The 23,713-nt window shown below is 65.7% G+C and carries 21 protein-coding genes and 1 tRNA gene; 11 read left to right on the top strand and 11 right to left on the bottom strand.

All coding sequences use genetic code 11. The annotated features are described in order from the left end of the window. Positions 1 to 62 precede the first annotated feature (62 nt). The 4 genes from BT115_RS04550 to BT115_RS04535 are packed head-to-tail and all read left to right on the top strand — an operon-like array spanning position 63 to position 4,098. Positions 63 to 1,100: an SPOR domain-containing protein gene (locus BT115_RS04550; RefSeq protein ID WP_072321319.1), complete on the top strand. Its 1,038-nt coding sequence runs from the start codon at positions 63 to 65 to the stop codon at positions 1,098 to 1,100. A gap of 33 nt (positions 1,101 to 1,133) precedes the next feature. Then, positions 1,134 to 1,769 (top strand): CvpA family protein, encoded by a 636-nt coding sequence (locus tag BT115_RS04545; protein WP_072321318.1) that lies wholly within the window; start codon positions 1,134 to 1,136, stop codon positions 1,767 to 1,769. A 12-nt stretch (positions 1,770 to 1,781) separates the two neighbouring features. Beyond that, positions 1,782 to 3,260: an amidophosphoribosyltransferase gene (gene purF, locus BT115_RS04540; RefSeq protein WP_072321317.1), complete on the top strand. Its 1,479-nt coding sequence runs from the start codon at positions 1,782 to 1,784 to the stop codon at positions 3,258 to 3,260. A gap of 37 nt (positions 3,261 to 3,297) precedes the next feature. Continuing rightward, positions 3,298 to 4,098, top strand: coding sequence for a ferritin-like domain-containing protein (locus tag BT115_RS04535; RefSeq protein WP_072321316.1), 801 nt, complete (start codon positions 3,298 to 3,300; stop codon positions 4,096 to 4,098). Between the two features lie 238 nt (positions 4,099 to 4,336). On the opposite strand, the gene BT115_RS04530 is transcribed toward BT115_RS04535, so the two are convergent. From BT115_RS04530 to BT115_RS04490, 9 genes are all read right to left on the bottom strand, one after another. Continuing rightward, on the bottom strand, positions 4,337 to 5,074 hold the full coding sequence (locus BT115_RS04530) for a UDP-2,3-diacylglucosamine diphosphatase (protein ID WP_072321315.1): 738 nt from the start codon (positions 5,072 to 5,074) through the stop codon (positions 4,337 to 4,339). After that, complete coding sequence (locus BT115_RS04525) at positions 5,071 to 5,796, bottom strand: peptidylprolyl isomerase (protein WP_072321314.1); 726 nt, start codon at positions 5,794 to 5,796, stop codon at positions 5,071 to 5,073. Before BT115_RS04525 ends, BT115_RS04530 begins: the two co-directional genes overlap by 4 nt. Positions 5,797 to 5,868: 72 nt before the next feature. Then, on the bottom strand, positions 5,869 to 7,386 hold the full coding sequence (locus tag BT115_RS04520) for a Ppx/GppA phosphatase family protein (RefSeq protein ID WP_072321313.1): 1,518 nt from the start codon (positions 7,384 to 7,386) through the stop codon (positions 5,869 to 5,871). A 170-nt stretch (positions 7,387 to 7,556) separates the two neighbouring features. Then, entirely contained in the window at positions 7,557 to 8,063 is a 507-nt protein-coding gene (locus tag BT115_RS04515; protein WP_072321312.1) for a hypothetical protein, read from the bottom strand. After that, a complete protein-coding gene (locus BT115_RS04510) occupies positions 8,060 to 9,205 on the bottom strand; it encodes an MGDG synthase family glycosyltransferase (RefSeq protein WP_072321311.1) in 1,146 nt (381 codons plus the stop codon). Before BT115_RS04510 ends, BT115_RS04515 begins: the two co-directional genes overlap by 4 nt. Beyond that, positions 9,202 to 11,298, bottom strand: coding sequence for a polyphosphate kinase 1 (gene ppk1 / locus BT115_RS04505; RefSeq protein WP_072322255.1), 2,097 nt, complete (start codon positions 11,296 to 11,298; stop codon positions 9,202 to 9,204). The genes BT115_RS04510 and ppk1 overlap by 4 nt, the downstream gene beginning before the upstream one ends. An 86-nt stretch (positions 11,299 to 11,384) precedes the next feature. Then, the gene (gene phoR / locus BT115_RS04500) at positions 11,385 to 12,491 is read right to left on the bottom strand and encodes a phosphate regulon sensor histidine kinase PhoR (protein WP_255369382.1); all 1,107 of its coding nucleotides are present in this window, start codon (positions 12,489 to 12,491) and stop codon (positions 11,385 to 11,387) included. A gap of 247 nt (positions 12,492 to 12,738) precedes the next feature. After that, the gene (phoB, locus tag BT115_RS04495; protein ID WP_072322254.1) at positions 12,739 to 13,428 is read right to left on the bottom strand and encodes a phosphate regulon transcriptional regulator PhoB; all 690 of its coding nucleotides are present in this window, start codon (positions 13,426 to 13,428) and stop codon (positions 12,739 to 12,741) included. A gap of 107 nt (positions 13,429 to 13,535) precedes the next feature. After that, positions 13,536 to 15,152 carry a M48 family metalloprotease gene (locus tag BT115_RS04490; protein WP_072321309.1) on the bottom strand — a complete coding sequence of 539 codons (1,617 nt, stop codon included), beginning with the start codon at positions 15,150 to 15,152 and terminating at the stop codon, positions 13,536 to 13,538. A gap of 161 nt (positions 15,153 to 15,313) precedes the next feature. Between BT115_RS04490 and grxC the strand changes: the two genes are divergently transcribed. The 5 genes from grxC to BT115_RS04465 all read left to right on the top strand — a co-directional run bounded on the left by grxC (position 15,314) and on the right by BT115_RS04465 (position 17,911). Then, entirely contained in the window at positions 15,314 to 15,583 is a 270-nt protein-coding gene (gene grxC, locus BT115_RS04485) for a glutaredoxin 3 (RefSeq protein ID WP_072321308.1), read from the top strand. Continuing rightward, positions 15,583 to 15,972, top strand: coding sequence for a carboxymuconolactone decarboxylase family protein (locus BT115_RS04480; protein WP_072321307.1), 390 nt, complete (start codon positions 15,583 to 15,585; stop codon positions 15,970 to 15,972). Before grxC ends, BT115_RS04480 begins: the two co-directional genes overlap by 1 nt. 131 nt (positions 15,973 to 16,103) lie before the next feature. After that, positions 16,104 to 17,126 carry an isocitrate dehydrogenase gene (locus tag BT115_RS04475; RefSeq protein ID WP_072321306.1) on the top strand — a complete coding sequence of 341 codons (1,023 nt, stop codon included), beginning with the start codon at positions 16,104 to 16,106 and terminating at the stop codon, positions 17,124 to 17,126. A 97-nt stretch (positions 17,127 to 17,223) separates the two neighbouring features. Further along, positions 17,224 to 17,300: transfer RNA gene (locus BT115_RS04470), tRNA-Met, on the top strand. A gap of 149 nt (positions 17,301 to 17,449) precedes the next feature. After that, positions 17,450 to 17,911 (top strand): YccF domain-containing protein, encoded by a 462-nt coding sequence (locus BT115_RS04465; RefSeq protein WP_072321305.1) that lies wholly within the window; start codon positions 17,450 to 17,452, stop codon positions 17,909 to 17,911. A gap of 9 nt (positions 17,912 to 17,920) precedes the next feature. Here the strand turns inward: BT115_RS04465 and BT115_RS04460 are convergent, their stop codons facing one another. Continuing rightward, positions 17,921 to 19,771, bottom strand: a complete 1,851-nt coding sequence (locus tag BT115_RS04460) for a glycoside hydrolase family 35 protein (RefSeq protein WP_083527308.1) — start codon at positions 19,769 to 19,771, stop codon at positions 17,921 to 17,923. A gap of 162 nt (positions 19,772 to 19,933) precedes the next feature. Here BT115_RS04460 and BT115_RS04455 point away from each other — a divergent pair, with 162 nt between their 5' ends. Beyond that, positions 19,934 to 20,818, top strand: coding sequence for an AraC family transcriptional regulator (locus tag BT115_RS04455; protein WP_072321304.1), 885 nt, complete (start codon positions 19,934 to 19,936; stop codon positions 20,816 to 20,818). A 139-nt stretch (positions 20,819 to 20,957) separates the two neighbouring features. On the opposite strand, the gene BT115_RS04450 is transcribed toward BT115_RS04455, so the two are convergent. Further along, positions 20,958 to 21,173 (bottom strand): hypothetical protein, encoded by a 216-nt coding sequence (locus BT115_RS04450; RefSeq protein WP_072321303.1) that lies wholly within the window; start codon positions 21,171 to 21,173, stop codon positions 20,958 to 20,960. Between BT115_RS04450 and BT115_RS04445 the strand changes: the two genes are divergently transcribed. Continuing rightward, complete coding sequence (locus BT115_RS04445) at positions 21,172 to 23,676, top strand: protease pro-enzyme activation domain-containing protein (protein ID WP_072321302.1); 2,505 nt, start codon at positions 21,172 to 21,174, stop codon at positions 23,674 to 23,676. The genes BT115_RS04450 and BT115_RS04445 overlap by 2 nt on opposite strands. Positions 23,677 to 23,713: the final 37 nt, after the last annotated feature.

Raw genomic sequence — 23,713 nt, 5'->3', positions numbered from 1 at the left:
GCAGGCCCATTGCCGGTTATAATCGCTGCGATTCGCATAGCGCCGGTCGTATGGAGCCTTCCTTGAAAACACGCCTGCTGGGTGCCGCCGTCCTGATCGCGCTGGCGGTCTTGTTCCTTCCGATGATGTTCCCCAGCACGCCGCCGAAGACCGATGCCGACCAGACGGTCAGCCTCGCCATTCCGCCGGCACCGGATCGCGAACTGCAGTCACGCACGCTGGACGTCGCCCCCGCCGGCACGCCGCCCGCGAGCGGCGTGGCCGCCGGAAGCACGCCCGCCACGCCGCCTGCGACGCCAGCCTCGGCGCCGACCGCCGTCGTCACGCCGGGCAACGGTAATCGCCTGGCTTCGGTGGAGATCGCGACCCGCAAGCCGGCCGACGCCTTGCCGGAAGACTTCGCCACGCCCGCTGCGGCCGGCAAACCCGCCACGATGACGGCGCCCAAGCCTGCCGCCAAGCCGGCGCCGGCCACCGCGCCCGCCGCGACGCCTCCCGCTCCCGCGCTGCCGGCAGGTACCGCTGCGCGCGGCAGCTACAGCATCAACCTCAGTGCCTACGCCGATCACGCCAAGGCCGACGCCCTGGTTCAGAAGGTGAAGGCGCTGGGCTATCCGGTCAGCACGGCCGCCACCACGCAGGCCGGCAAGTCGCTCACCCGAGTCACCGCTGGCCCGTTCGAGACGCGTGCGGCAGCCGAAGCGGCCCGGTTGAAGATCGTCGCCGCGGTGCCGGGTGCGCCGGCCAGCCTGTCGTCCAAGCCGGAGACGCAGACCGCCGACGTGGCGCCCGCGCCGCGTCCGGCGACCGCCCCGGCGGCGACGCCTGCCGCCAGCCCCGCGGTGCCTGCCGCAGCCCCCCGCGCAGGCGGTTTCGCCGTGCAGGTCGCGGCCGTCAGCAGCGAGGCCGATGCCACGCGCTTGCGCGACAAGCTGCGCGCCGCGGGCATTCCGGGTTACGTGGATAGCGTCGCCGCGGGCAGCGGCAAGCTCTGGCGCGTGCGCGCCGGTCCGCAGACGCAGCGCGACGACGCGGTGCGCCTCAAGGACCAGATCAAGGCCAAGGTTGGTCTCGACGGCGTCGTCGTCACGGCGCCGTAACGGCCGCCACCGCTCGCGCAGCCGGAGTAGCACGTGAACTGGGCCGATTACGTCATCCTCGCCGTACTGTTTCTCTCGGTCTTGATCGGCCTCGCACGCGGCCTCATTTCCGAAGTGCTTTCGCTGGTGATCTGGGTGGCGGCGTTCTGGATCGCGTGGTTGTTCGGCCCGGTCGTGGCGACCTACCTCGAAGGCAGTGTATCGCTGCCGACGGCGCGCATGGCCATCGGCTACGGTCTTTGCTTCATCACCGTGCTGCTGGTCGGTGCGGTGTTTCGGTTCGTTATTTCGCGCCTGGTGTCGAGCACCGGCATGGGCGGCATGGATCGCCTGTTCGGCATGTTGTTCGGTCTGGCGCGCGGCGTGCTCATCGTGAGTGGCGTGGTGTTCCTGCTGAACTTCACGCCCTTGCCGAACGAGCCGTTGTGGCGGGAATCCGCCATGCTGCCGCAGTTCGCCGCTCCCGCGGCGTGGCTGGGTCAGCAGGTGCCATCGAACGTGCGCAGTTACATGCACCCGCCCGAGGCGCTGCGAAACATGAAGATGCCTGATGTGTCATTGCCCAGTCGGGACGATTTGATGAAACTGCGCGACCTGGCGACCCCCGCGCAGCCCTCGCAACATCCGAATGCTCACCCTGCCGCCGCGTCCACGGCGGCCCCTTTGTAGAAGGCAACACCCATGTGCGGAATCATCGGCATCGTCGGTACCACGGAAGTGGCATCGGCCCTGTATGACGGCCTGACCGTCCTGCAACATCGTGGGCAGGACGCCGCTGGCATCGCCACCGTGGACGGCGCCCGTCTGCGCCTGCACAAGGGCAATGGCCTGGTCCGCGACGTCTTCAACTCGGCGGGCGTGAGCAAGCTGCGTGGGCGCATCGGTATCGGTCACTGCCGCTATCCCACGGCAGGCTCCGAAGGTACGGAAGAAGCGCAGCCCTTCTACGTCAACTCGCCCTACGGCATTGCCTTTGCCCACAACGGCAATCTCGTGAATACCGAGGCCCTGCGCAAGGCGATGTTCGAGGACGATCGCCGCCACATCGACACCGACTCCGACTCCGAAGTGCTGCTCAACGTGCTCGCGCACGAACTGCAGGTGGACGATCGCGGCGATCTCACGCCCGAGCATGTGTTCAAGGCCATATCGCGCGTGCATGCGCGCGCCCGCGGCGGCTACGCATGCATCGCGCTCGTGCTCGGCTACGGCTTGATCGCCTTCCGTGATCCCAATGGCATTCGTCCGCTGGTGCTCGGTGAGCGCGTGACGCCGGAAGGCCGCGAGTACGCCGTCGCCTCCGAGTCGGTGGCCCTTGACGTCCTGGGCTTCAAACGCGTGCGCGATATCGAGCCGGGCGAGGCAGTCATCATCACCGACGGTGGCGAGCTGCATGCGCAGCGCTGCGCGGAAGGCGCCGTGCATGCGCCGTGCATCTTCGAATACGTTTATCTCGCGCGTCCTGATTCGATGATCGAAGACGTCTCGGTGTACAAGGCGCGCCTGCGCATGGGCGAAAAGCTGGCCGAGAAGATCCTGCGCGAGCGCGGCCCCGATCATGGCATCGACGCCGTGATTCCCATTCCCGACACGTCGCGCACTGCTGCCAGTTCGCTGGCCCAGGCATTGGGCGTGCCGATGCGCGAGGGTCTCGTCAAGAATCGCTACATCGGCCGTACCTTCATCATGCCGGGGCAGGGCGAGCGGGTGAAATCCGTGCGCCGCAAGCTCAACGCCATCGATCTCGAGTTCCGCAAGAAGAACGTGCTGCTGGTGGACGATTCCATCGTTCGCGGCACCACATCGAAGCAGATCATCCAGATGGCTCGCGACGCGGGTGCGAAGAACGTGTACTTCGCCTCGGCGGCGCCGCCGGTGCGCTTCCCCAACATCTACGGCATCGATATGCCTGCCGCCTCGGAGCTGATCGCGGCCGGCCGTACGGTGGAAGAAGTGGAGAAGGCGCTCGGCGCGGATTGGCTGATCTACCAGGATCTGGACGATCTGATCTGGGCCGTGGCCGACGGCAACGAAGACCTCACGAAGTTCGATACGTCGTGCTTCTCGGGCGAGTACGTGACCGGCGTGGAAGCGGCCTTCCTCGAACAGCAGGAAGCGATGCGCTCCGACGCAGCGAAGAACGAACGCCGCAGCGCGTAGCCACCTGGGCGGCACGCCAAGCGTGCCGCCACACTGCATGAACGACCTGCACGCCGCCGCCCACCGTTGCCTCCAGGCCACCGATCCGGCCGAGAAGGTGCGTCTGACCTTTGAGGCATGGTCCGCGCTGGAGGCCGGTGCGCTCGCGCCCGATGCGTCGTCCGCAACACCTGCGCCGATCGGGCCGCCTGGACGTCCGTCGCGTCCACGTCTCGTGCCCGCGCGGCAGCTGGCTCAGCGCGGGCTCGGCACGGCCGAAGGCCGCGCCGCGCTCGTGCATGCCATCGCGCACATCGAGTTCAACGCCATCGACCTCGCTTGGGATGCGGTCTATCGTTTTCGCGGCAAGCCTGACGCCTACTATCGCGACTGGGCGTCGTGCGCCAACGATGAGGCGCGGCATTTCACGATGTTGACGGGTCGGCTCGCCGAGCTTGGCCATGCCTATGGCGATTTCGACGCGCACAACGGTCTGTGGGAAATGGCGGAAAAGACGGCACACAGCGACACCGCGCGCATGGCGCTCGTGCCTCGCGTACTCGAAGCGCGCGGGCTCGACGTTACGCCCGGCATGATGGAACGCCTGCGCCACCAGGGCGACGATCGCACGGTCGCGGTCCTCGACGTGATCCTGCGCGAAGAGGTGGCTCACGTGGCGGCGGGCACGCGTTGGTTTCACTGGTGCTGCGCACGCGACGGCATCGAACCGGAAGCGACGTTCGCGCAATTGCTGACCGATTACATGAACGGATCGCTGCGCGGCCCGTTCAATCTCGACGCGCGCCGCGAGGCGGGATTCTCCGAGTCGGAACTGGTCTGGTTGCGGACGCTCGGCTGAGGTGTCGAACAACGGCTCCGGCTTGCCTATGGGAACCGCCATGGCAGCGAGGGACGGCGCCTCACGCTACACCGCCTCGTAGGCTTCTCGCCGCTATAGTGGCTCCAACATGAGTTCCGCAAAGGTGGGAGCCAGCCTGCTGGCGAAAAGCCGACGTAGCGGAGTAGCGGCGAGGCAGGTTGCGATCGCCATCAGGATGGCTCCCACCGCACGCTTTCCCTCGCCGCCATGGCGGCTCCTACAAGGACATCGGCAACGTCAGGCCGCGTAGTTCCACCGATGGCCCATCGATGCGCAATACCGAACCATGGTCATACCAGTCACCGAGCACGATGCGCTGGGCGGGCTGCCCGTCGAGCGCGAAATCGTGGACGGCAGGGCGATGCGTGTGGCCGTGGACGAGCCGCCGCACGCCAGCAGCACGCATGGCGTCTTCGACGGCGCCCTGGTTCACGTCCATGATCGTCTCGTCGGTCTGACCCGTGCGCGACTTGCTGTCGCTGCGCGCCTTGGCGGCGAACGCGCGGCGGGCCTCCAGTGGCATGGCGAGAATCTGCGCCTTCCATGCTTCCGTGCGCACCTGCGCGCGCACGGCCTGGTATTCGACGTCGTCCGTGCAGAGCACGTCGCCGTGCATCAGCAGGGTGGGCGCGCCTTCGATCTCATGCACCGTACCGTCATCGAGCAGCGTCATACCGGCGCGCTCAGCGAAGGCTTCGCCGAGCAGGAAGTCGCGGTTGCCGACCATGAAGTACACCGGCACACCGGCGTCGCGCAGCGCGCGCGTCGCGGCAGCGATGCGCGCGGGCAGTGGGGCGTCGTCGTCGTCCCCGATCCACGCTTCGACCAAGTCGCCGAGGATGTAGAACGCGTTGGCCGATCTCGCCTCCGGCGAGGCAAGAAAGCGTTCGAACAGATCGGTGATGTCGGGCCGGGCGTCGTCGAGGTGCAGATCCGCGATGAACAGCGTGGTCATGCGGGCTTCTTCGCGGACTCGGTTTTCTTGTCGGTCTTCTTCGGCGGCCCGCTGTTCTTGGCGGGTTCCGCAGCACCCTTCGCCGGTGCGGTAGCCGGAGATGCGGCCTTTTCTTCGCCCACGACGCTGGCAGATTCGATGATGACGAGCGGATTGGGCACGTCGCCCACGAACGGACCCTGGGCACGTGTCGGCAACGCCGCGATCTTGTCGATGGTATCCATCCCCGACACGACCCGGCCGAACACGGCAAAGCCCCAGGTCAGGCTGCTCTGGTTGCTGACGTAGTCGAGCCGGCGATTGTCGACGAGGTTCACGAAGAACTGCGAGGTCCCGGAGTTCGGGTCGGTGCCGCGCGCCACGGCGACGGTGCCACGCAGGTTCGACAGGCCGTTGTCGGCTTCGCTGGGAATGGCAGCGCGGGTGCGGCGCTGGGTGAGGTCGCGGCTGTAGAGACCGCCCTGGACCATGTAGCCGTTGACCACGCGATGGAACACCGTGCCGTCGTAGAAGCCGTCGCGCACGTACTGGAGGAAATTGGCGACGCTCTTGGGCGCCTTTTCCGGAAACAGCTCCAGCGTGAAGTCGCCCTGGCTGGTGTGCATGTTGACCCGCGGGTGCTCCACCGAAGACGAAGGCGGTGCCGTTGGCTTGGTCGGCTGCTGCGCCATCGCGGCGGCGGGCAGGGCGAGGAGGGCGCTGGCGATTACGGCTCTGAGCATGGGTGACCGGTCGTGACGGTGAATCGATCTCGCCATGATACCCCCCTTTGCCCACCGGTCGTCGTCAGCCCTTCACTCGGTGACGATCTCCAGTTCCAGGCCCAGCTCGGCCAGTGGCTCGCGTTCCTGATCGAGGTCGGCCTCCGTCAGCGGATGCTGGTCGAGCCAGTCCGCGGGCAGGGACAGCCGCAGGCGCTGGCGCGTGGCCACCGCGCGGATGCGCGGCAGCGCCTCAGCACGGCGCGCGCGACGGAACAGCACGCCCAGCCGCAGGATGGCGATGATGTGCCTTGCCAGGACGCGATAGCGCACGGGCAACGCCGAGATCACCGACTTCTCGGGCTTGCGCCGGTGCGATTCGACGATGGCCGCCAGCAGTTGCTGTTCCTGCCGCGAGAAACCGGCGAGGTCGGCGTGACGCAGGATGTACGCGCCATGGCGCTGATGCTGGCTGTGCGCGATGGCGAGACCGAGTTCGTGCACGCGCGCGGCCCAGGAGAGCCACTCGCGCGCGTCGTCGTCCAGCTTCCAGACCTTGGCCAACTGGTCGAAGATCGACAGCGCCGTGGTTTCCACGCGCCGCGCCTGTGCGCGATCGACGCCGTAGCGGCTGGCGAGAGAATCGATGCTCGCCATGCGCGGATCGGTACCAGCCGAACGACCGATGAGATCCCAGAGCAGGCCTTCGCGCATCGAGCTTTCCGACACGCGCATGCGCTCGATGCCGAGCGCCTCGAAGGCGGCTTCGAAGATGGCGACGCCGCCGGCAAAGACTTCCGCGCGATCCTCGGCCAAGCCGGGCAATTTCAGGGCACCCGAAGCGCCTTGTTCGATCAATGCCTCGCGCACTGCCGCCAGCGCATCCGGCGTGATGCCGTCGTCGGACAGCTTCATCGCGCGCACCACGGAACCGATGGACTTGGCGGTGCCGGAAGACCCGTAGGCATCGGCCCAACCGGCTTCGCGGTAATCCTCGGAGAATTGCTGCAGCAGCACGCCGATCTCGCGGCGGGCACGCAGCCAGCGTTTGCGGGTGATCTTTCCGCCCGGGAAGAAGCGCATCGTGGACGCGATACAACCGACCTGCACGCTCTCGGTGAGGATCGGCGCGGTGCCGCGCCCGATGATGAATTCGGTACTGCCGCCGCCGATGTCGATCACCAGGCGGGGATCGCGCGACGCCGGAAGATCGTGCGAAGCGCCAAGAAAGATGAGGCGACCTTCTTCGCGACCGGAGACGATTTCCACCGGATGGCCCAAGGCGGCCTCGGCAGCCGACAGGAACGCATGCGGCGATGCGAGCCGGCGCACGGTATTGGTCGCCACCGCGCGAACATGCAGCGCGGGAATGCCCGCGATGCGCTGGCCGAAGCGGGCCAGGCTGGCGAGGGCTGCAGAACGATGGGTGGCGTCTAGCGTGCCATCGGGGCGCAGGCCAACCGCCATGCGTACGGGATCGCGCAGGCGGTCGATGACGCGCGGTTCGCCGTGTTCGTAGCGCGCAACCACCATGTGGAAGCTGTTGGAGCCGAGGTCCACGGCGGCGAGCAGTTCGCCTTCGTTGATCTGGGATTTAGCGGTCGGTGCCATCGGCGAATTCTGGCATGGCTGGATGGGTGAGGGTAGGCGCGCTTTTGTGGGAGCCGCTATAGCGGCGAGGGAAACTTGCCTCACCGCTTCATCTTCGCGTGCCTGGAGTGGTTCGGCTACACCGCTTCATGGGCTTCTCGCCGCCATGGCGGCTCCTAGAAGACTGCGACTCAGGAAGGACCTGAGACGGGACGAGACTTCGGCAACGCCGAAAGCACGAACAAGACGATGCAAAGGAAGCCGAACACCCAGTAATCGGTGGGCGCCGGTCCCCACCAGTGGCGATGCCACGGCACGTTTTCCGGAGTGAACCGGGCGAGGCCGAACGCGGGATTGAGCACGAACCAGAGGCCGTCCTCGGCCACCCAGAACAGCATCACGCAGGCCAGGACACGAACCTGCGCACGCCAGCTCCAGAAGCCCCGGAAGACCATGGGGAAATGAAACGCTAGCGCGATGAACGGAAAGACCCAGGCGTGATAGCCCGTCATCGGACGGCCACCCCAAAGCAGGTCGAGCAGCCAGTGATGCTCGATGCGCCAGGTCGGCAGGCTCGTGGCCCATCCGTGCGACCCCTCGATCTCGATTTCGACGTGGGCGAAGAAAAAGGCGAGCAGGAGGGTATACAGGGCGGTCGACACGACGGCGGCGACACGACGACGCGGCGAATGACTCATGCACCGTCCAGATGCGCGAGCACGGTATCGATCACGTCACGGGCGGCATGCGGCCGGCCGATCGCCCGCGCATTCGCCGCCATGGCGGCGAGCCGTGCGGGCTGCGCACGCAGTTCGCTCACGCGCCACGCCAGCGCCACGGCATCGATCGCCTTCCACGCGGCGCCTTGTTCCAGCAGGTAGTCGGCGTTGCGTTCTTCCTGGCCGGGAATGGGCGCGTTCACGATCATCGGCAGGCCCATCGCGAGGCATTCGGACGTCGTGAGGCCGCCGGGTTTGGTAATGACCAGATCGCAGCACGCCATCAGCCGATCCACGTGAGCGGTGAAACCGTGCGGGAACAGCCGGCCGGGGAAGCGCGTGGCGGCGAGCGCACGCAGGCGTTCGAGCGCAGCGGCGTTGCGGCCAGCCAGCACGACGAGTTGGAACCCTTCGCCGGTGGCGAGCAGCTTTTCGGCCAACACATCGAGCGCGCCGACGCCTGCGCCGCCACCCATGACCAGATAGGTCGGTTGGGCGGGGTCCAGACCGAACGTCGCGGCGAGCGCACGTCGGTCGTGCGTCTCGGCAAACGCAGGCATCACAGGGATACCCGTCGTGTGCACGCGGGAAGCGGGCAGCCCCACGGTACGCATGCGGTGCGCGATCTCCGGGCTCGCCGCGAAGTAACCGGTCATTTCGGGAATGACCCACATCCGATGCAGATCGAAATCGGTCACCTGCAACCAGACGGGCGTGCTGATGCGCCCCTTGCGGATCTGGCGCATGAGCATTTCGGCGGGCAGGAAATGCGTGCAGACGATCGCATCCGGCTGGAACTGTGCGATGGCGGCACGCAGCCGTCGCGTATGCAGCCGCTCGATGGTGCGGCGCATGCGCTGGGTCACGGCTTCGGGCCGGGTGTCGTCGGTGATCCGGTAGAGCATGCCCCACAACTGCGGATGCCGCGTGATGAGGCGCAGATAGAAGTCGGCATAGACGCGCCGGAAGCTCGAGGGCACATAGTCCATCACGTCGAGATGCCGAACCTCGATGTCGGCACCTTGCGCGGCGAGCGCACTCACCGTCGCATCGAGTGCCTCCGCCGCGCGCACATGCCCCGCGCCGGCCGACACAGACAGCAGGAGAATCCGCCGCGTCATCCGCTGTAGGCCACGAGCAGCGCCTGCTGCGCGTTGTGCGGTGCCTCGCCCTTGGCAGGGTGGCTGCGCGTATAGCGTCCGTCGCTGCGCAGAAGCCAGGCCTGCGTGTTGTCGCGGAGGTAGTTGTCCAGGGTTTCGTCGTAAACGCGCTTCGCCAGGGCGGGATCGAGGATCGGCACGCCGATCTCGATACGGCGCATGAGGTTGCGTTCCATCCAATCGGCACTGGCGCAGTACAGTTCCGGTTCGCCGTCGTTGCCGAACCAGTAGACGCGGCTGTGCTCGAGGAAACGTCCGACGATGGAGCGCACGCGGATGTTCTCGGAGATCCCGGGGATGCCGGGGCGCAACGTGCATGCGCCGCGGATGATGAGGTCGATCTGGACGCCCGCCATCGAGGCACGATACAGCGCCTCCACCACGTGGGCCTCATTCAGTGCGTTGAGCTTGGCGACGATGCGCCCGGGGCGGCCGTTGCGCGCATGCTCGGTTTCCCGCTCGATCTTGCCCATCACGCTGGAGTAGAGCGTGAACGGCGAATGCAGAAGACGCTTGAGCTGGATCATCGGGCCCAGCCCCGAGAGTTGCTGGAACACCTTGTGGATGTCCTCGCCGATCTCGGGATCGGCCGTCATCAGTCCGATGTCGGTATAGCCGCGGCTGTTGCCTTGGTGATAGTTGCCGGTGGACAGGTGCACGTAGCGGCGCAGTCCGCCGTTCTCGCGGCGAACGATCAACAGCATCTTGGCGTGCGTCTTGTAGCCCACCACGCCATAGACCACCTGCACGCCGGCTTCCTGCAATCGGTTTGCAAGCCCGATGTTCGCTTCCTCGTCGAAGCGCGCACGCAGCTCGACGACCACGGTCACGTCCTTGCCGTTGCGCGCTGCCTCGACCAGGATGTCGACCAGTGGCGAATCCTTGCCCGCACGATACAGGGTTTGTTTGATCGCCAGCACACCGGGATCCTGCGACGCCCGGCGCAGCAGATCCACCACGGAAACGAACGATTCGTAAGGATGGTGCAACAGCACGTCGCGCGTTCCCAGCACGTCGAACTCGTTCGTGCCTTTCTCGAAGACGGGCGGCAGGCGTGGCGTGAAACGCGGGAACTTGAGTTCGGGCCGATCGAGCTGATCGTAGATGACGCCCGCCCGGATGATGTTCACCGGGCCCTCGCAGCGATAGACGTCCGTTTCCTCGAGTTGGAAGTTCGCGATCAACATCTCCGTGATCGCGCGCGGACAGTCCTCGCCCACCTCAAGGCGCACCGGGCGCGCATAGCCACGGCCCGCCAGCTCTTCGCTCAAGGCGCGGGCCAGGTTCTCCACGTCGGCTTCCTCGACGGTCAGCTCGCTGTTGCGCGTGACGCGGAACTGGTACGCCGCGCATACCTGGAAGCCGGGGAAGATCTCGTCGGCGAAGGCCTGGAGCACTTCGGCGAGGAAGACGAAGTCGCCTTCGCCGCCGGACACTTCGGCAGGCAGGTGGATGATGCGCGGCAGCGAACGCGGTGCGCGGACCAGCGCCATGTGGCCTTCGCGACCGAAGGCGTCGCGGCCCTTCAGCACCACGGCCAGGTTCAGCGTCTTGTTGAGGATGCGCGGGAACGGATGGGCGGGATCGAGACCGAGCGGCGATAGCACCGGCATGATCTCGTTCTGGAAATACCCTTGCAGCCAGCGGCGCTGCTTGTCGCTCCAGTCGTCACGCGTCAGGAAGCGGATGTCCTCCTCGGCCAGCGCGGGAAGCAGTTCGTTGCGCCAGATGGCGAACAACTCGGAGAACAGCTCCAGCGCGCGTTCGCGGATGCGCGTGAGGATCTCGGTGGACGAAAGACCATCGGCGCCCGGTATGGCCGCGCCCAGCGCATGCTTGTGCTTGAGCACCGCCACGCGCACCTCGAAGTATTCGTCGAGATTGTTGCTGACGATGGTCAGGTAGCGCAGCCGCTCAAGCACCGGAACATCGGGATCGCGTGCCTGCGCCAGTACGCGGAAGTTGAATTCCAGCGCGGCCAGTTCACGGTTGATGTAGAGCTCGGGGGCACCGAGGTCGATAGGCTGGATCATGCGTTCCGGGGGTCCGTTCATGGCGCGATGGTGGCTCATCCGTGATCATGCCGAAAAGCGGCGATGCAGCAACCTGTGCTGCATCGGCTGGCGCGGCGCGGCGGCTGTCAAGGATGCAGCCCGGCCACTTCCTGCACCCGCGTGCCGTCGAGCAAGCGCTCGCTGCTGAAAATGCAGGCAAAGGTGGAGCCCTTGCCCGGTTCGCTTTCGATGGAAAGACGCGCCTGATGCAGGTTGAGCACGTGCTTTACGATCGACAGGCCCAGGCCCGTACCGCCCGAGTCGCGCGAGCGGCTGGACGAAACGCGGTAGAAGCGCTCGGTCAGGCGAGCGATGTGCGCAGCGGGGATGCCGAAGCCGGAATCCTGCACGGAGAACTGCGCGCCATCCTCGGCTTCGGTCCAGCGGATGGCGATGCGTCCACCCGTCGGTGTGTAGCGAACGGCGTTGCTCACGAGGTTGGAGAAGGCGCTGTGCAGGTCCTTCGGCGAGCCGAGCAGGTCGTAGGAAGTGGCGATGTCGAGCGAGACGGTGTGCCGGCCCTGGCTGAGCGCCTCGGCTTCCTTGCGCAGGCTGGCCAGCAGCGGTGCCATCTGTACTTGCTCGTCGGCCACGTGCTCCTGCGTTTCGAGACGCGACAGCGTCAGGAGGTCTTCCACGATCTGGCCCATGCGCTTTGACTGCGCGCGCATCTCGTCGAGTACGGGCGCGAGCTCGGGCACGTCTTCGGGATCGAGCAGTTCGAGGTAGCCGTGGATCACCGTCAGCGGTGTGCGCAGTTCATGCGACACGTTGGCGACGAAGTCGCGACGGATCTGCTCCAGCCGCGTGAGATGGCTGGTATCGCGCGCCAGAAGCAGCCGCTGCCGACTGCCGAAGGGCAGCAGCGTGGCCGTGACGTGGCGATTGGGATGGCCCGGGGCCGTCACATCGTTCAGCGGTTCGCGGGCCCCATCGGCCAGCCAGTCCGCGAGTTCCGTGTTGCGAAACAGGTCGGCTAGCGTCCGCCCGCGATCCCGCGGCCGCTTCAGGCCCAGGAGTTCTTCCGCGGCATGGTTGAACCAGCGCACGTGCAGCGAGTGGTCGAGCAGGACCACGGCGTCGGGAAGGGTCCCGGCCGCACTGCGCAGGTCGCGCAGGCGGGATGCGATTCGGCGGGTGCGAGTCATCAGACGGTCATGCTCAGGGTGGGGCGTGGCGGACGATTGCAACATTGGCCCCGACTTGTGACGGAACAGCGACAGCAGGACGACGATTTCCGCCAGCGCGACGATCGTCACGCCAAGCCAAGGCGTGCCGGCGAGCGCACCCACGCCGCCGCCTGCCAGGAGCAGTGCGGCGCACGCGGCGGGCAACCGCCAGGTGGAAAGAAAACGATCAGGCATGGACACGGCCGGTAACGGTCTGGTGAGTCGCACCATAGCGCGGCTGGCCCGCCGATACCTACTGGCCCGCCAATAACTAGGTGTTGGACGAGAACCGGTAGCCCGCGCCACGAACGGTCTGCACCATGTCGTCGAGCTTCCATGGCTCCAGCGTCTTACGCAGGCGTCGGATGTGCACGTCCACAGTCCGCTCTTCGACGTAGACGCTGCCGCCCCAGACATGGTCGAGCAGCTGGGCGCGCGAGTAGACCCGCTCGGGGTGGGTCATGAAGAAGAACAGCAGGCGATATTCGGTGGGACCGATAGGCACCGCCTCTTCGCCCGCGAACACGCGGTGCGCCGGGCCGTCGATACGCAGGCCGCCGAGTTCGACCACGCCGGAGCCGTCGTCGCCCTGGCTGCGGCGAAGCACGGCCTTGATGCGGGCGATCAGTTCGCGGGTGGAGAACGGCTTGATGACGTAGTCGTCGACGCCGGCCTCCAGGCCGTTGACGCGATCCATCTCCTCGCCGCGCGCGGTGAGCATGATGATGGGGATCTCGCGCGAGAGTTCCTCGCGGCGCAGGCGACGGGCCAGTTCGAGCCCGCTGGTGCCCGGAAGCATCCAGTCGAGCAGGATCAGGTCCGGCACGCGCTCGGAGATGGCCATTTGCGCGGCACGGGCGTCGGCGGCGTGCGCCGCGTCCATACCCGCCTTGCGAAGCGCGAAGGCGACCATGTCGCGAATCGAAGCTTCGTCTTCCACGATGAGAATGCGTTTGTGCACGCTGGGACCGCTCGGATGGCCTGTGACCGTCATATTGCAGCCCTGCCGTGTTACACGGCAATGACAATCGTCACAATGGCGTGCCGGAAGCCCGTGTCCGGGCCCGATTACTGGCTTCGGCCGTCCGGATTGTCGTCGGTCGTGATGCGGCGCTTGCGCAGTTCCATCAGCAGCGGGGTCAGGTCGCTGATGCGGGCCTGGATGCGCGAGCGCTGGTAATAATCGAGATCGTCGCGCTTGAGCAGCCGGCGCAGTTGCTCCATCGCGTCGAACGGGCGGCCGGAGAGATACGCGCTGTCCGCGTAGGCTTCCGCGGCACGGACCGAATCGCCCGAGCGCTCGCTGGCGCGGGCGAAAGTGCGGAAGATTTCCGGGTCGTCGCTGTCGTCGAGCATGGGGCGCAGCATCGTGGCCGCGGTGCGGGCATCCTCCGCCCGGCCGCTGTTGGCGAGGGCCTTGGCATAGCCCAGCGCCACCGCACGATTGCGCGGCGAGTTGTCGTGCAGGGCCTTGTAGATGGCCATGGCGTCGCCGTGCCGGCCAGCGTCCTCGTAGGCATCCGCCAAAGCAAGGCGGACCACGACGTTCCCCGGCTGGCTCGCCAGGAGCGGCTGGAGCTGATCCACCGCCTGTGCGCCGTGGCCGGTGCGGATGAGGGTCAGGGCGTATCCGTAGCGGTTGGCTGCGGTGTCGAAATCCTTGCGCTTGAGATTGGTGGCGTAATAGGTCGCCAGGCGCTGGGCGTCGCCCGAGAGCACCCGCACCCGCTCGCGCATCAGGGCATAGGTGTCGCCGACGCTGTCTTTCGCCACCTTGCCGGTCGTGCCGACCAGGGCGGTGGGATCCTTCACGAACAGGACGGGCGCGGTGCTTTTCTCCCAGGTGGCCTTGTCGATCGTGGAGAGGCGCGGCTTGTTCGCCTGACGTTCTTCGAGCACGCGGGCCCGCGCCTTGGCATCGCTGATGCGCGCCAGGGTCACCGGGTGGGTCTGGAGCAGGGCGGGCAGGGCTTCCTCGCCTTCGCCCACGCGCATGGTGTCCTGCATGCGGCCGAAGAAGTCGGCCATGGCGTCCGGATCGTAGCCGGCGTTGGCGAGGGTCTGGATGCCCACGCGGTCGGCTTCGATTTCGTCTTTTCGTGTGAAATTGATCTGCCGCTGGAGCAGCAGGCCCTGACCGCCCATCAGCACCGCGGGGGCGGCATCGCCCGCACCGCCGCCCGCGCCAGCGGCAATGGCGCCGAGCAGCACCAGGGCCATCAGCGGGGCGTTCTTCTTCGAGTCTTCGAAGGCCCGGTACAGGTGGTTCTGGGTGATGTGGCCGATTTCGTGGGCGATCACGCCCGCCAGCTCGCTTTCGCTTTCCGTGATGTTGATCAGGCCGGCATTGACGCCGATGTAGCCACCGGGTGCGGCGAACGCGTTGATCTGGGTGTCGCGGACGATGAAGAAGGAAAAATGGTCCTTCGGACGGTCGCTGGCGGCGACCAGACGGTAGCCCAGGTCGTTGATGTACTGGTCGAGCAGGGCGTCGTCGACCGTCAGATCGAGCGCGTGCATCTGGCGCAGCATCATCGCGCCGTACTCGTCCGCTTCGCGCGGGCTGATCAAGGCATTGGCGGAACTGCCCAGGTCTGGCAGGCGAATGGCGTCCTGGGCCCCGGCGACCAGGGTCGCGAGGGTGGCGGCGGCGAGGACGGCGAGACGGGGGAGGGACGGGCGCATAGGTCGAAGGACGATACCATCACCAAATGAAGAGATGCCTTCCACGCGGAACGCGTTGGGATGGCTTCGACCGCGAACACGGAGCGGGGTTCGTCACCTCCTTGTAAAATTCGCTTTCGGCCGTCATCTTCCCGCCATTCGGCCTCTCCGAGATCTCCGCCATGTCCACACCCGACATCACCATCTATTCCACCGCCGTCTGCCCTTACTGCGTCGCTGCCAAGAACCTCCTGAAGGCCAAGGGCCTGGCTTGGAACGAGGTGCGCATCGACACCGATCCGACCCAGCGCGACGTCATGCTGGAGAAGAGCGGTGGCCGCCGCACCGTGCCGCAGATCTTCATCAACGGCACCCACGTGGGCGGCTTCGACGACCTCGCCGCGGCCGACCGCAGCGGGCGTCTTGCCGAGATCCTCGAGGCGACGCACTGATGGCCGGCGATCGCGTGGAGGAGTTCACCGCATTCCGCAAGCGGATGAACGAGCGCATCCTGAGCGAGGACAACCAGGTCGTGAAGCGCTTCTTCGCGCTCGACACGCAGACCTACCGTCCCGGCGCGCTGGACGTAAAGACGAAGGAAATGCTGGGCCTGGTGGCCTCCATGGTGCTCCGCTGCGACGATTGCATCAGCTACCACGTGGCCCAGTGCAAGGAAGCGGGCGTGCAGCGCGACGAGTTCTTCGAGGTGTTCAGCGTCGGGCTCGTGGTGGGCGGATCGATCGTGATCCCGCACCTGCGCCGCGCCGTGGACTTCCTCGATTCGCTGGAAGCCGACGCCCCGGCCGACGCTGCCGCGTGCGCGGATCATCCCGCCGCGTGACCCGCCCGCGCCGCTGCAGTGGCGCAAACCTTGAAGGAAGCGGGCCGGATCGCCGATAATTGGGCGATTTTCTTCCCCTCGCGTGTCTTTCGGCGCGCACCGCGTCCCGCTTCCCTTCAGGAGTTTTTCCCATGAGCAAGACCATTGCCGTGATCCCCGGCGACGGCATCGGCCCCGAGATCATGGACGCAACGATCCGCGTTCTCGACGCGCTCGACTGCGGCCTTACCTACGACTACGTGGATGCGGGGGTGGTGGCGCTCGAAAAGCACGGCGACCTGCTTCCCCAGGCCACGCTCGACGCCATCGAGAAGCACAAGGTGGCCTTGAAGGGCCCGCTGACCACGCCGATCGGCGGTGGCTTCACTTCGATCAACGTCACGCTGCGCCGCAAGTTCGATCTCTACGCCAACGTCCGCCCGGCAATCAGCTTCCCGGGTACCAAGGCGCGCTACGAGAACATCGACATCATCACGGTGCGCGAGAACACCATGGGCGCGTACATGGCCGAAGGCCAGACGCGCGAGGGTGAGGGCGAGAACGAGGTGGCCGTCTCGGTCATCCGCAACACTCGCCCGGGCATGGAGCGCATCTGCCGCTACGGTTTCGAAATGGCGCGCAAGAAGGGCCGCAAGAAGGTCACGGCCGTGCACAAGGCCAACATCATGAAGACCTCGTCGGGCCTGTTCCTCGACGTGGCGCGTGAAGTCGCCAAGGACTACGTCGACCTCGAATTCAGCGAGATGATCGTCGACAACGCCTGCATGCAGCTGGTGATGAACCCGTACCAGTTCGACGTGATCGTTACCACCAACCTGTTCGGCGACATCCTTTCCGACCTCTGCGCCGGTCTCGTCGGCGGTCTCGGCCTCGCGCCGGGCGCCAACATCGGCAAGGACGCGGCCATCTTCGAAGCCGTGCACGGTTCCGCACCGGACATCGCCGGTCAGAAGAAGGCCAATCCCTGCGCGCTGCTGCTTGCCGCTGCCGACATGCTCGACCACCTCGACATGGTGGCGAAGGCGACCCGTCTGCGCAGCGCCATCCGCGATGTGATGGACGCCCGCGACCGCACCACGCCCGACGTCGGTGGCACCGGCACCACCGACACGTTCGGTGACGCCATTGTCGAGCGAATCCGCACGACGGCCTGATCCCTCGTTGCAAACGATATGTGAATAATTTTTTCCACGTATCGTCACAAAAGTGCTTGCAAGAATCTGGCCACGTCCATATACTTGCTGACTCTGATGCGGGGTGGAGCAGTCTGGCAGCTCGTCGGGCTCATAACCCGAAGGTCGCAGGTTCGAATCCTGCCCCCGCTACCAGTTTCAACTTTAACGGCGCGATCTCTCGTAGATCGCGCCGTTTCTTTTTGGGTGCTTGCCTGACGCCGGGCTTGGTCGCCCAACGTTCGGCACTGTCTGCCGGACCCGCGCCCCTCTAGCTTTGGCACTACCAAGACAAGGAGCGATACATGAGAGCGATCGGGAACATCATCTGGTTCGTATTCGGTGGGTTGGTCATGGGCCTCGGCTGGTGGTTGGCGGGGCTGGTGGCACTCGTCACCATCGTCGGCATTCCCTGGGCGCGCTCGTGCTTCGTCATCGGCCAGTTCGCGTTCTTTCCATTCGGCAAGGAAGCGATCGATCGCCGTGAGCTTTCAGGGCGGGGCGACATCGGCACCAGTCCGCTGGGCACGATTGGCAACATCGTCTGGTTCGTGTTCGCCGGGATCTGGCTGGCGATTGGGCACGTGTGTTCCGCCATCGCGTGCTGCGTGACGATCATCGGCATTCCGTTCGGCGTGCAGCATCTGAAGCTGGCGGGTATTGCGCTGGCGCCGATCGGGAAGACGATCGTCAGCACCGACGTCGCCTCCGCATCGCGGCGGATGAATGCGGAAGCCGCGGTGCTGAGGTCGCGCGGGATCGCCTGACGCGGACGCTTACTGCGTCGCGGTGCCGAAAACGGGGTCTTTCAGCCCGGCGATCGCATGCGAGCCGCCGGGCTGCATCTCCAGCACGACCACGTCGTTGCGACCTTTGCGCAACCACGACGCCGGCACATAAAGGGTCTGCTGCGGGCCAATGTTCCAGAAGCGGCCGAGATGGTGGCCGTTGATCCACACGTTGCCCTTGTGCCAGCCGCGCATGTCGAGAAAGGTGCCGGCAACGTGGGCGATCGTGAAACTGCCGCGCCAGAAAGCCGGGTCATTCGGTGTGGCGTCAGCTTTGAAGACCAGGCCGGAGAGATCGTCGAGGGGCAGGGGATAGACCGTCCATCCGGTGAGGTCCATGCCATCGACCTGCACCGCGGACGTGATCCCCTTGTTGTCGTCTTCCATGCCCGGGCCGATATTGATGCGGCCCATGTTCTCTACCAGCAGATCGAGCGTGCTGCCCGCGGGAAGATCGACCGGCATCGCGTGTTCCTGCTTCACGCGATCCAACGTGCCCAGTGGACGGCCATCCGCAAGCACGGTGGCGTAGTCGTGCACATCGCTGACGTCTAGTGTCCCCTTGGTATCGGCGTCCAGGCGCTTGCGATAAAGGATCAGTCCGTAGTTCTGCCCGAACGCTTCCATGCCGTGCGGCACGAGGCTGGTCTGCGGTTTGGACAGCGACGGGAGCGCATCGAGCAGCGATACGGCTTCGTGCAACTCGAAGCGCGGTATCGCCATGGTCGGCGAGGACGTCGGCGGTTCGGGGAGTCGTTCGCTTTTGGGCAGATGCGCTTGAATCACCTTGCGCAGCGCCGTGTATTTCGGCGTGAGTCGGCCCGCCTCGTCGATGGGCGAGTCGTAGTCGTAGCTCGTGGTGACAGGCAGGTACTTGGCGTCGTCGTTGTTCGCGCCGTTCATCCAACCGAAGTTCGTGCCGCCGTCGATCATGTACAGGTTGAACGAGATGCCGCGATCGAGCATCCAGCCGACGGCGCCGGTGACTTCCTCGGTGCTGCGCGTCTTGTGCGGCTCGCTCCAACGGTCGTACCAGCCGCTCCAGTACTCGCCGGCCATCTTCGGCATGTCCTGCATCATCGGCGCCGAGCGCAGGAAGGCGCGCTCGGTCTTCTTCGCGTCACCGGTGAAGTTGATGACGGAGACGAGACCGGGCAGGGCGCCGCGGCTCATCCAGGTCGGTCCGGGGCCGTTCGACATGAACAGAGGGACGTCGAAGCCGGCGTCGATCATCTGCTTGCGGATCGCTTCCATGTAGTCGCGATCGTTGCCGACGTAACCGTACTCGTTCTCCACCTGCATCATCAGGATGGGGCCGCCGCGCGTGCTGAGCAGTGGCGCCAGTTCCTGACCGAGGCGCTTGAACCATGCGGCGCTGGCGGCCAGGAAGCGCGGGTCGTATGAACGCGCTCGAAGGCCCGGCGTACGTAGCAGCCATGCCGGGAAACCACCAAATTCCCATTCCGCACAGACGAACGGGCCGGGCCTCACGATGACGTTGAGGCCTTCTTCCTGCGCCGTTCGCACGAAGGCGGCGATGTCGTTGTTACCGCTGAAATCGAACTTGCCCGGTTCGGGCTCGCTGACATTCCAGAAGGCATAGGTGGTGATGGTATTGAGTCCCATGGCGCGCGCCTTGCGCAGGCGATCGCGCCAGTCCGCGCGCGGGATGCGCGGGTAGTGCATCTCCCCCGAACGAATCACGTAGGGCTTGCCGTCGAGGAGAAATTGATCCCCCTGGATCGCGAAGTGCGGTGGCGTGGCAGCGAATGCCGGCGCGGAGAAGAGGGCGGCTGACGCAGCCATGCAGGTCGACAGGAGCACGCTCAGGCGATTCACGGCAGCCTCCACTTGGGGTAGCCACCGAAGGTACAGAGCCCGGCGTGACTGTCGCAAGCCGATTGCGTCACACGATGGAAGGCCGCCCTGCCGCGTTCTGGCAGCCGATAAACGCAAGATCGATCAGGCATCCGCGCAGCGCTCCCGTTAGGCTCTCGTCCCATGACCGACCCGACCTCACAACGTTTCCGCCGCGTGCTCGACCACATCGACCGCCACCTCGACGGCGACCTCTCGCTCCATGCCTTGGCCGACGTGGCGGCCTATTCGCGCCATCATTTCCATCGCCGCTTTGCCGCATTGACCGGCGTGCCCGTGCACCGCTACGTGCAGCTCACGCGTTTCAAGCGCGCTGCGTGGCAGGCCGCGTTTCGATCGGACGTCTCCCTGCTGGAGATCGCACTGGATGCCGGTTACGACAGCGCGGAAGCGTTTTCCCGTGCCTTCCGACAACGTCTAGGGCAATCGCCCTCGGCGTTTCGCGAGGCGCCCGACTGGCGCGTCTGGGCGATCGCCTGGCGCGAACTCGACGACGTAAGGAGATTCCACATGCCCGAGACACACCGGATGGACGACGTGCGCATCGTCGATTTTCCCGCGACCGCGGTGGCCCGCCTTTCCCATGTGGGGCCACCGGAACGTGTAGGCGAATCGATCCGTCGATTCATTGCATGGCGCAAGGCGCATGGTCTCTCGCCTGCAAAGAGCGCCACTTGGAATGTGCTCTACAACGATCCGGATACCACGCCGCCGGAGGACTATCGCATCGACCTCTGCGTGTCGTGCATCGAGCCACCGGGCGAGGGTGAGGGTGAGGGTGTGGATGCCGCGCTATTGGAAGGCGGTCGCTGCGCGGTGCTTCGGCATAAGGGATCGGATGCGTTGCTCGGCGACGCCATTCGGTTTCTTTATGGTGACTGGTTGTCGGTCAGCGGCGAGGAGCCTCGCGATGCGCCGTTGTTTCTGCAGCGCATCGCGTTTTTCCCCGATGTGCCCGAGCACGAAGCGATCACCGATATCTTCCTGCCGCTCTCGCCGCAGCGCTGAGTCTGATGCGCGCGCAACAACTTGCGAACCCTTCGCCATCCATCCAGGGGTGATTCCGCGCGCGATCACCAATCGGTTGAGAAAGGATTGTGCGCTTTTGCGGCATACGTCGCAGATCGTGGGGTTGCTCGCGCCGCGTTTAACTTCGATGAAAGCCTGACGAAAGCACGCCCATTGCTTCCTCGATGAACAGGGGGAGCAAAGAGGCGTAACGATGGGGCATCGTAATTTCCTGCGACATCAACGGCCGAGCATCGCTCGGACGGAGGGAACGCGTTTCCTTACGTTGCGCTTGAAGTGTCAGCGCTTCCGCTTCGGCGGCGGCAATCCACGGGCTAATGGAAGGATCAATCATGAAGATCGATGCTTTTGCTTCAGGGATCACTCGCAAGACGGTACTGACCGCGGCCATCGCACTGGCGATGTCGTCGCTCTCCGCACACGCGGCGGACGCCTGGGTGTCCACACATACCCAGGCGGCCATGCTTCCCGTCGCAGCAACGCAGGCACTTGCCACGTCGTCCACGGCAGCCACGCCGACGGCGTCAGGCTATGCGTTGAATATGACAGGTTCGCCACACATCGATGCCGCCGCGGTCACGGCAATGCCGGCCGATCATCCCCTGCATGTCGCGGTCAGTCTGAAACTGCGCAATCCCGACCAGTTGCAGGCTTTCCTTGCTGCCGTTACGACGCCGGGCAACCCGCTCTACGGCAAGTTCCTCACCCCTGAGCAGTTCAGCGCGCGCTTCGGGCCCACTCAGGCACAGGTCGACGCGGTCGTCGCGCATCTGCAGCAGGCGGGCTTCACCAACATCGACGTAGCGCCGAACCGCATGCTTGTCTCCGCAGACGGCAACGCAGGTGCTGCGGTTAACGGTTTCCATACGTCCATCAAGCGCTTCAACGCCAATGGGCGCGAGTTCTTTGCCAACGACGCGCCGGCCCTCGTGCCTGCCGCATTGGGCGATTCCGTCAACGCCGTGCTCGGCTTGCAGAACGTGTCGGTGAAACATCCGCTGCATCACGTGTACAAGCCGGAGGACGTCACCGTGCCCGGCCCCGCCAGCAGTACGCAGGCCGCGTCCGCGGTCGCTGCGCACCATCCGCAGGACTTCGCGGCGATCTATGGCGGCAGCAGCGTACCGACCGCGAGCAACACCGCAGTCGGCATCATCACCTGGGGTTCGATCACGCAGACGGTGACCGACCTCAACAGTTTCACTGCCAGCGCAGGCCTGCCGACGGTGAACTCCACCATTACCAAGGTCGGCAGCGGTACGTTCGCCAACGACCCCGACTCGAACGGCGAGTGGTCGCTGGACAGTCAGGATATCGTCGGTATCGCTGGCGCCGTGAAGCAACTGATCTTCTACACCTCGGCCAATGGTGACTCCAGCTCCAGCGGCATCACCAACGCGGGCATCACGGCGACCTTCAACCGTGCCGTGACGGACAACGTGGCGAAGCTCATCAACGTGTCGCTGGGCGAAGACGAAACGGCTGCCGAGCAGTCGGGTACGCAGGCTGCCGACGACGCGATCTTCCAGCAGGCCGTGGCACAGGGTCAGACCTTCTCGGTAGCTGCCGGCGACGCGGGCGTCTATCAGTGGTCGTCCGATCCGACCTCCGGGTCGCCGGGCTACGTCGCCAACTCGGCGGGCACGGTGAAGATCGATCTCACGCATTACTCCGTGAGCGAGCCTGCCAGTTCGCCGTACGTGATCCAGGTGGGCGGCACGCAGCTCTCCACCAGCGGCACGTCGTGGACGGGTGAGACGGTATGGAACGAAGGCCTGTCCGCGATCGCCCCCAGCCAGGGTGACAACAACCAGCGCCTGTGGGCGACCGGCGGTGGCACCAGCCTCTACGAGACGGCGCCGTCGTGGCAGTCGTCAGTCACCAGCTCGACGAAGCGTGTCGGTCCCGACGTTGCGTTCGACGCGGCCTCGTCGTCCGGTGCGCTGATCGTCGTCAATGGCACCACTGAGCAGGTGGGTGGTACCAGCCTCGCATCGCCTCTGTTCGTGGGTGCCTTCGCGCGCATCGAATCGGCGGCAAACAACGCCATCGGTTTCCCGGCGTCGAAGTTCTACCAGGCGTTCCCGACGCAGACCTCGCTGCTGCATGACGTGACGTCGGGCAATAACGGCTACCAGAACCACGGCTATACGGCGACGACCGGCTTCGACGAGGCGACCGGCTTCGGCAGCTTCGACATCGGCAAGCTCAACACTTACGCCCAGGCGAACTGGGTCAGCGGGGGCGGTGGCGGCGGTACGAACGCTGCGCCGGTGGCGAACTTCAGCGTCGTCACCAGTGGCCTCACGGCCACCTTCACCGACAGTTCGTCCGACAGCGACGGCAGCATCGCCTCGCGCTCGTGGAACTTTGGCGACGGTGCAACGTCCACGGCCACCAATCCCAGCCATACGTACACGTCTGCCGGTACCTATAGCGTCAGCGAAACGGTGACCGACAACGCGGGTGCCACCAACACGAAGACCTCGTCGGTGACGGTGAGCTCGTCCGGCGGTGGCGGCGGCAACGTGCTGCAGAACGGCGTAGCCGTCACCGGACTGTCGGCCGCGAAGAACGGAAAGCTCTACTACACCGTGGCGGTTCCCTCCGGCGCGACCAACCTGAAGATCGCGATCTCAGGTGGCACCGGTGACGCCGACCTGTATGTGAAGTTCGGCGCGCAGCCGACCACGTCCAGCTACGACTGCCGGCCGTATGTCACGGGTAACACCGAGAGCTGCACGGCATCGTCGCCGCAGACGGGTACCTACTACGTGATGCTCAACGGCTACAGCGCGTTCTCCGGTGTGACCTTGAAGGCCACCTGGACGAACTGAAAACTGGGGTGCGTAGGGAAAGGGCCGGCTCGCGAAG

The organism is Luteibacter sp. UNCMF366Tsu5.1 (assembly GCF_900119235.1).
GTDB lineage: Bacteria > Pseudomonadota > Gammaproteobacteria > Xanthomonadales > Rhodanobacteraceae > Luteibacter > Luteibacter flocculans.
Note: the sequence above shows the minus strand (reverse complement) of the source record. Positions and strands in the feature narration are given on the sequence as shown.

Bases quoted from the DNA above. Each gene is read 5' to 3' on its own strand.
- purF (WP_072321317.1), top strand. From the start codon at position 1,782: ATGTGCGGAATCATCGGCATCGTCGGTACCACGGAAGTGGCATCGGCC.
- BT115_RS04535 (WP_072321316.1), top strand. From the start codon at position 3,298: ATGAACGACCTGCACGCCGCCGCCCACCGTTGCCTCCAGGCCACCGAT.
- BT115_RS04530 (WP_072321315.1), bottom strand. From the start codon at position 5,074: ATGACCACGCTGTTCATCGCGGATCTGCACCTCGACGACGCCCGGCCC.
- BT115_RS04525 (WP_072321314.1), bottom strand. From the start codon at position 5,796: ATGCTCAGAGCCGTAATCGCCAGCGCCCTCCTCGCCCTGCCCGCCGCC.
- BT115_RS04520 (WP_072321313.1), bottom strand. From the start codon at position 7,386: ATGGCACCGACCGCTAAATCCCAGATCAACGAAGGCGAACTGCTCGCC.
- BT115_RS04515 (WP_072321312.1), bottom strand. From the start codon at position 8,063: ATGAGTCATTCGCCGCGTCGTCGTGTCGCCGCCGTCGTGTCGACCGCC.
- BT115_RS04510 (WP_072321311.1), bottom strand. From the start codon at position 9,205: ATGACGCGGCGGATTCTCCTGCTGTCTGTGTCGGCCGGCGCGGGGCAT.
- ppk1 (WP_072322255.1), bottom strand. From the start codon at position 11,298: ATGAACGGACCCCCGGAACGCATGATCCAGCCTATCGACCTCGGTGCC.
- phoR (WP_255369382.1), bottom strand. From the start codon at position 12,491: ATGTTGCAATCGTCCGCCACGCCCCACCCTGAGCATGACCGTCTGATG.
- BT115_RS04490 (WP_072321309.1), bottom strand. From the start codon at position 15,152: ATGCGCCCGTCCCTCCCCCGTCTCGCCGTCCTCGCCGCCGCCACCCTC.
- grxC (WP_072321308.1), top strand. From the start codon at position 15,314: ATGTCCACACCCGACATCACCATCTATTCCACCGCCGTCTGCCCTTAC.
- BT115_RS04480 (WP_072321307.1), top strand. From the start codon at position 15,583: ATGGCCGGCGATCGCGTGGAGGAGTTCACCGCATTCCGCAAGCGGATG.
- BT115_RS04475 (WP_072321306.1), top strand. From the start codon at position 16,104: ATGAGCAAGACCATTGCCGTGATCCCCGGCGACGGCATCGGCCCCGAG.
- BT115_RS04465 (WP_072321305.1), top strand. From the start codon at position 17,450: ATGAGAGCGATCGGGAACATCATCTGGTTCGTATTCGGTGGGTTGGTC.
- BT115_RS04455 (WP_072321304.1), top strand. From the start codon at position 19,934: ATGACCGACCCGACCTCACAACGTTTCCGCCGCGTGCTCGACCACATC.
- BT115_RS04445 (WP_072321302.1), top strand. From the start codon at position 21,172: ATGAAGATCGATGCTTTTGCTTCAGGGATCACTCGCAAGACGGTACTG.
- BT115_RS04450 (WP_072321303.1), bottom strand. From the start codon at position 21,173: ATGATTGATCCTTCCATTAGCCCGTGGATTGCCGCCGCCGAAGCGGAA.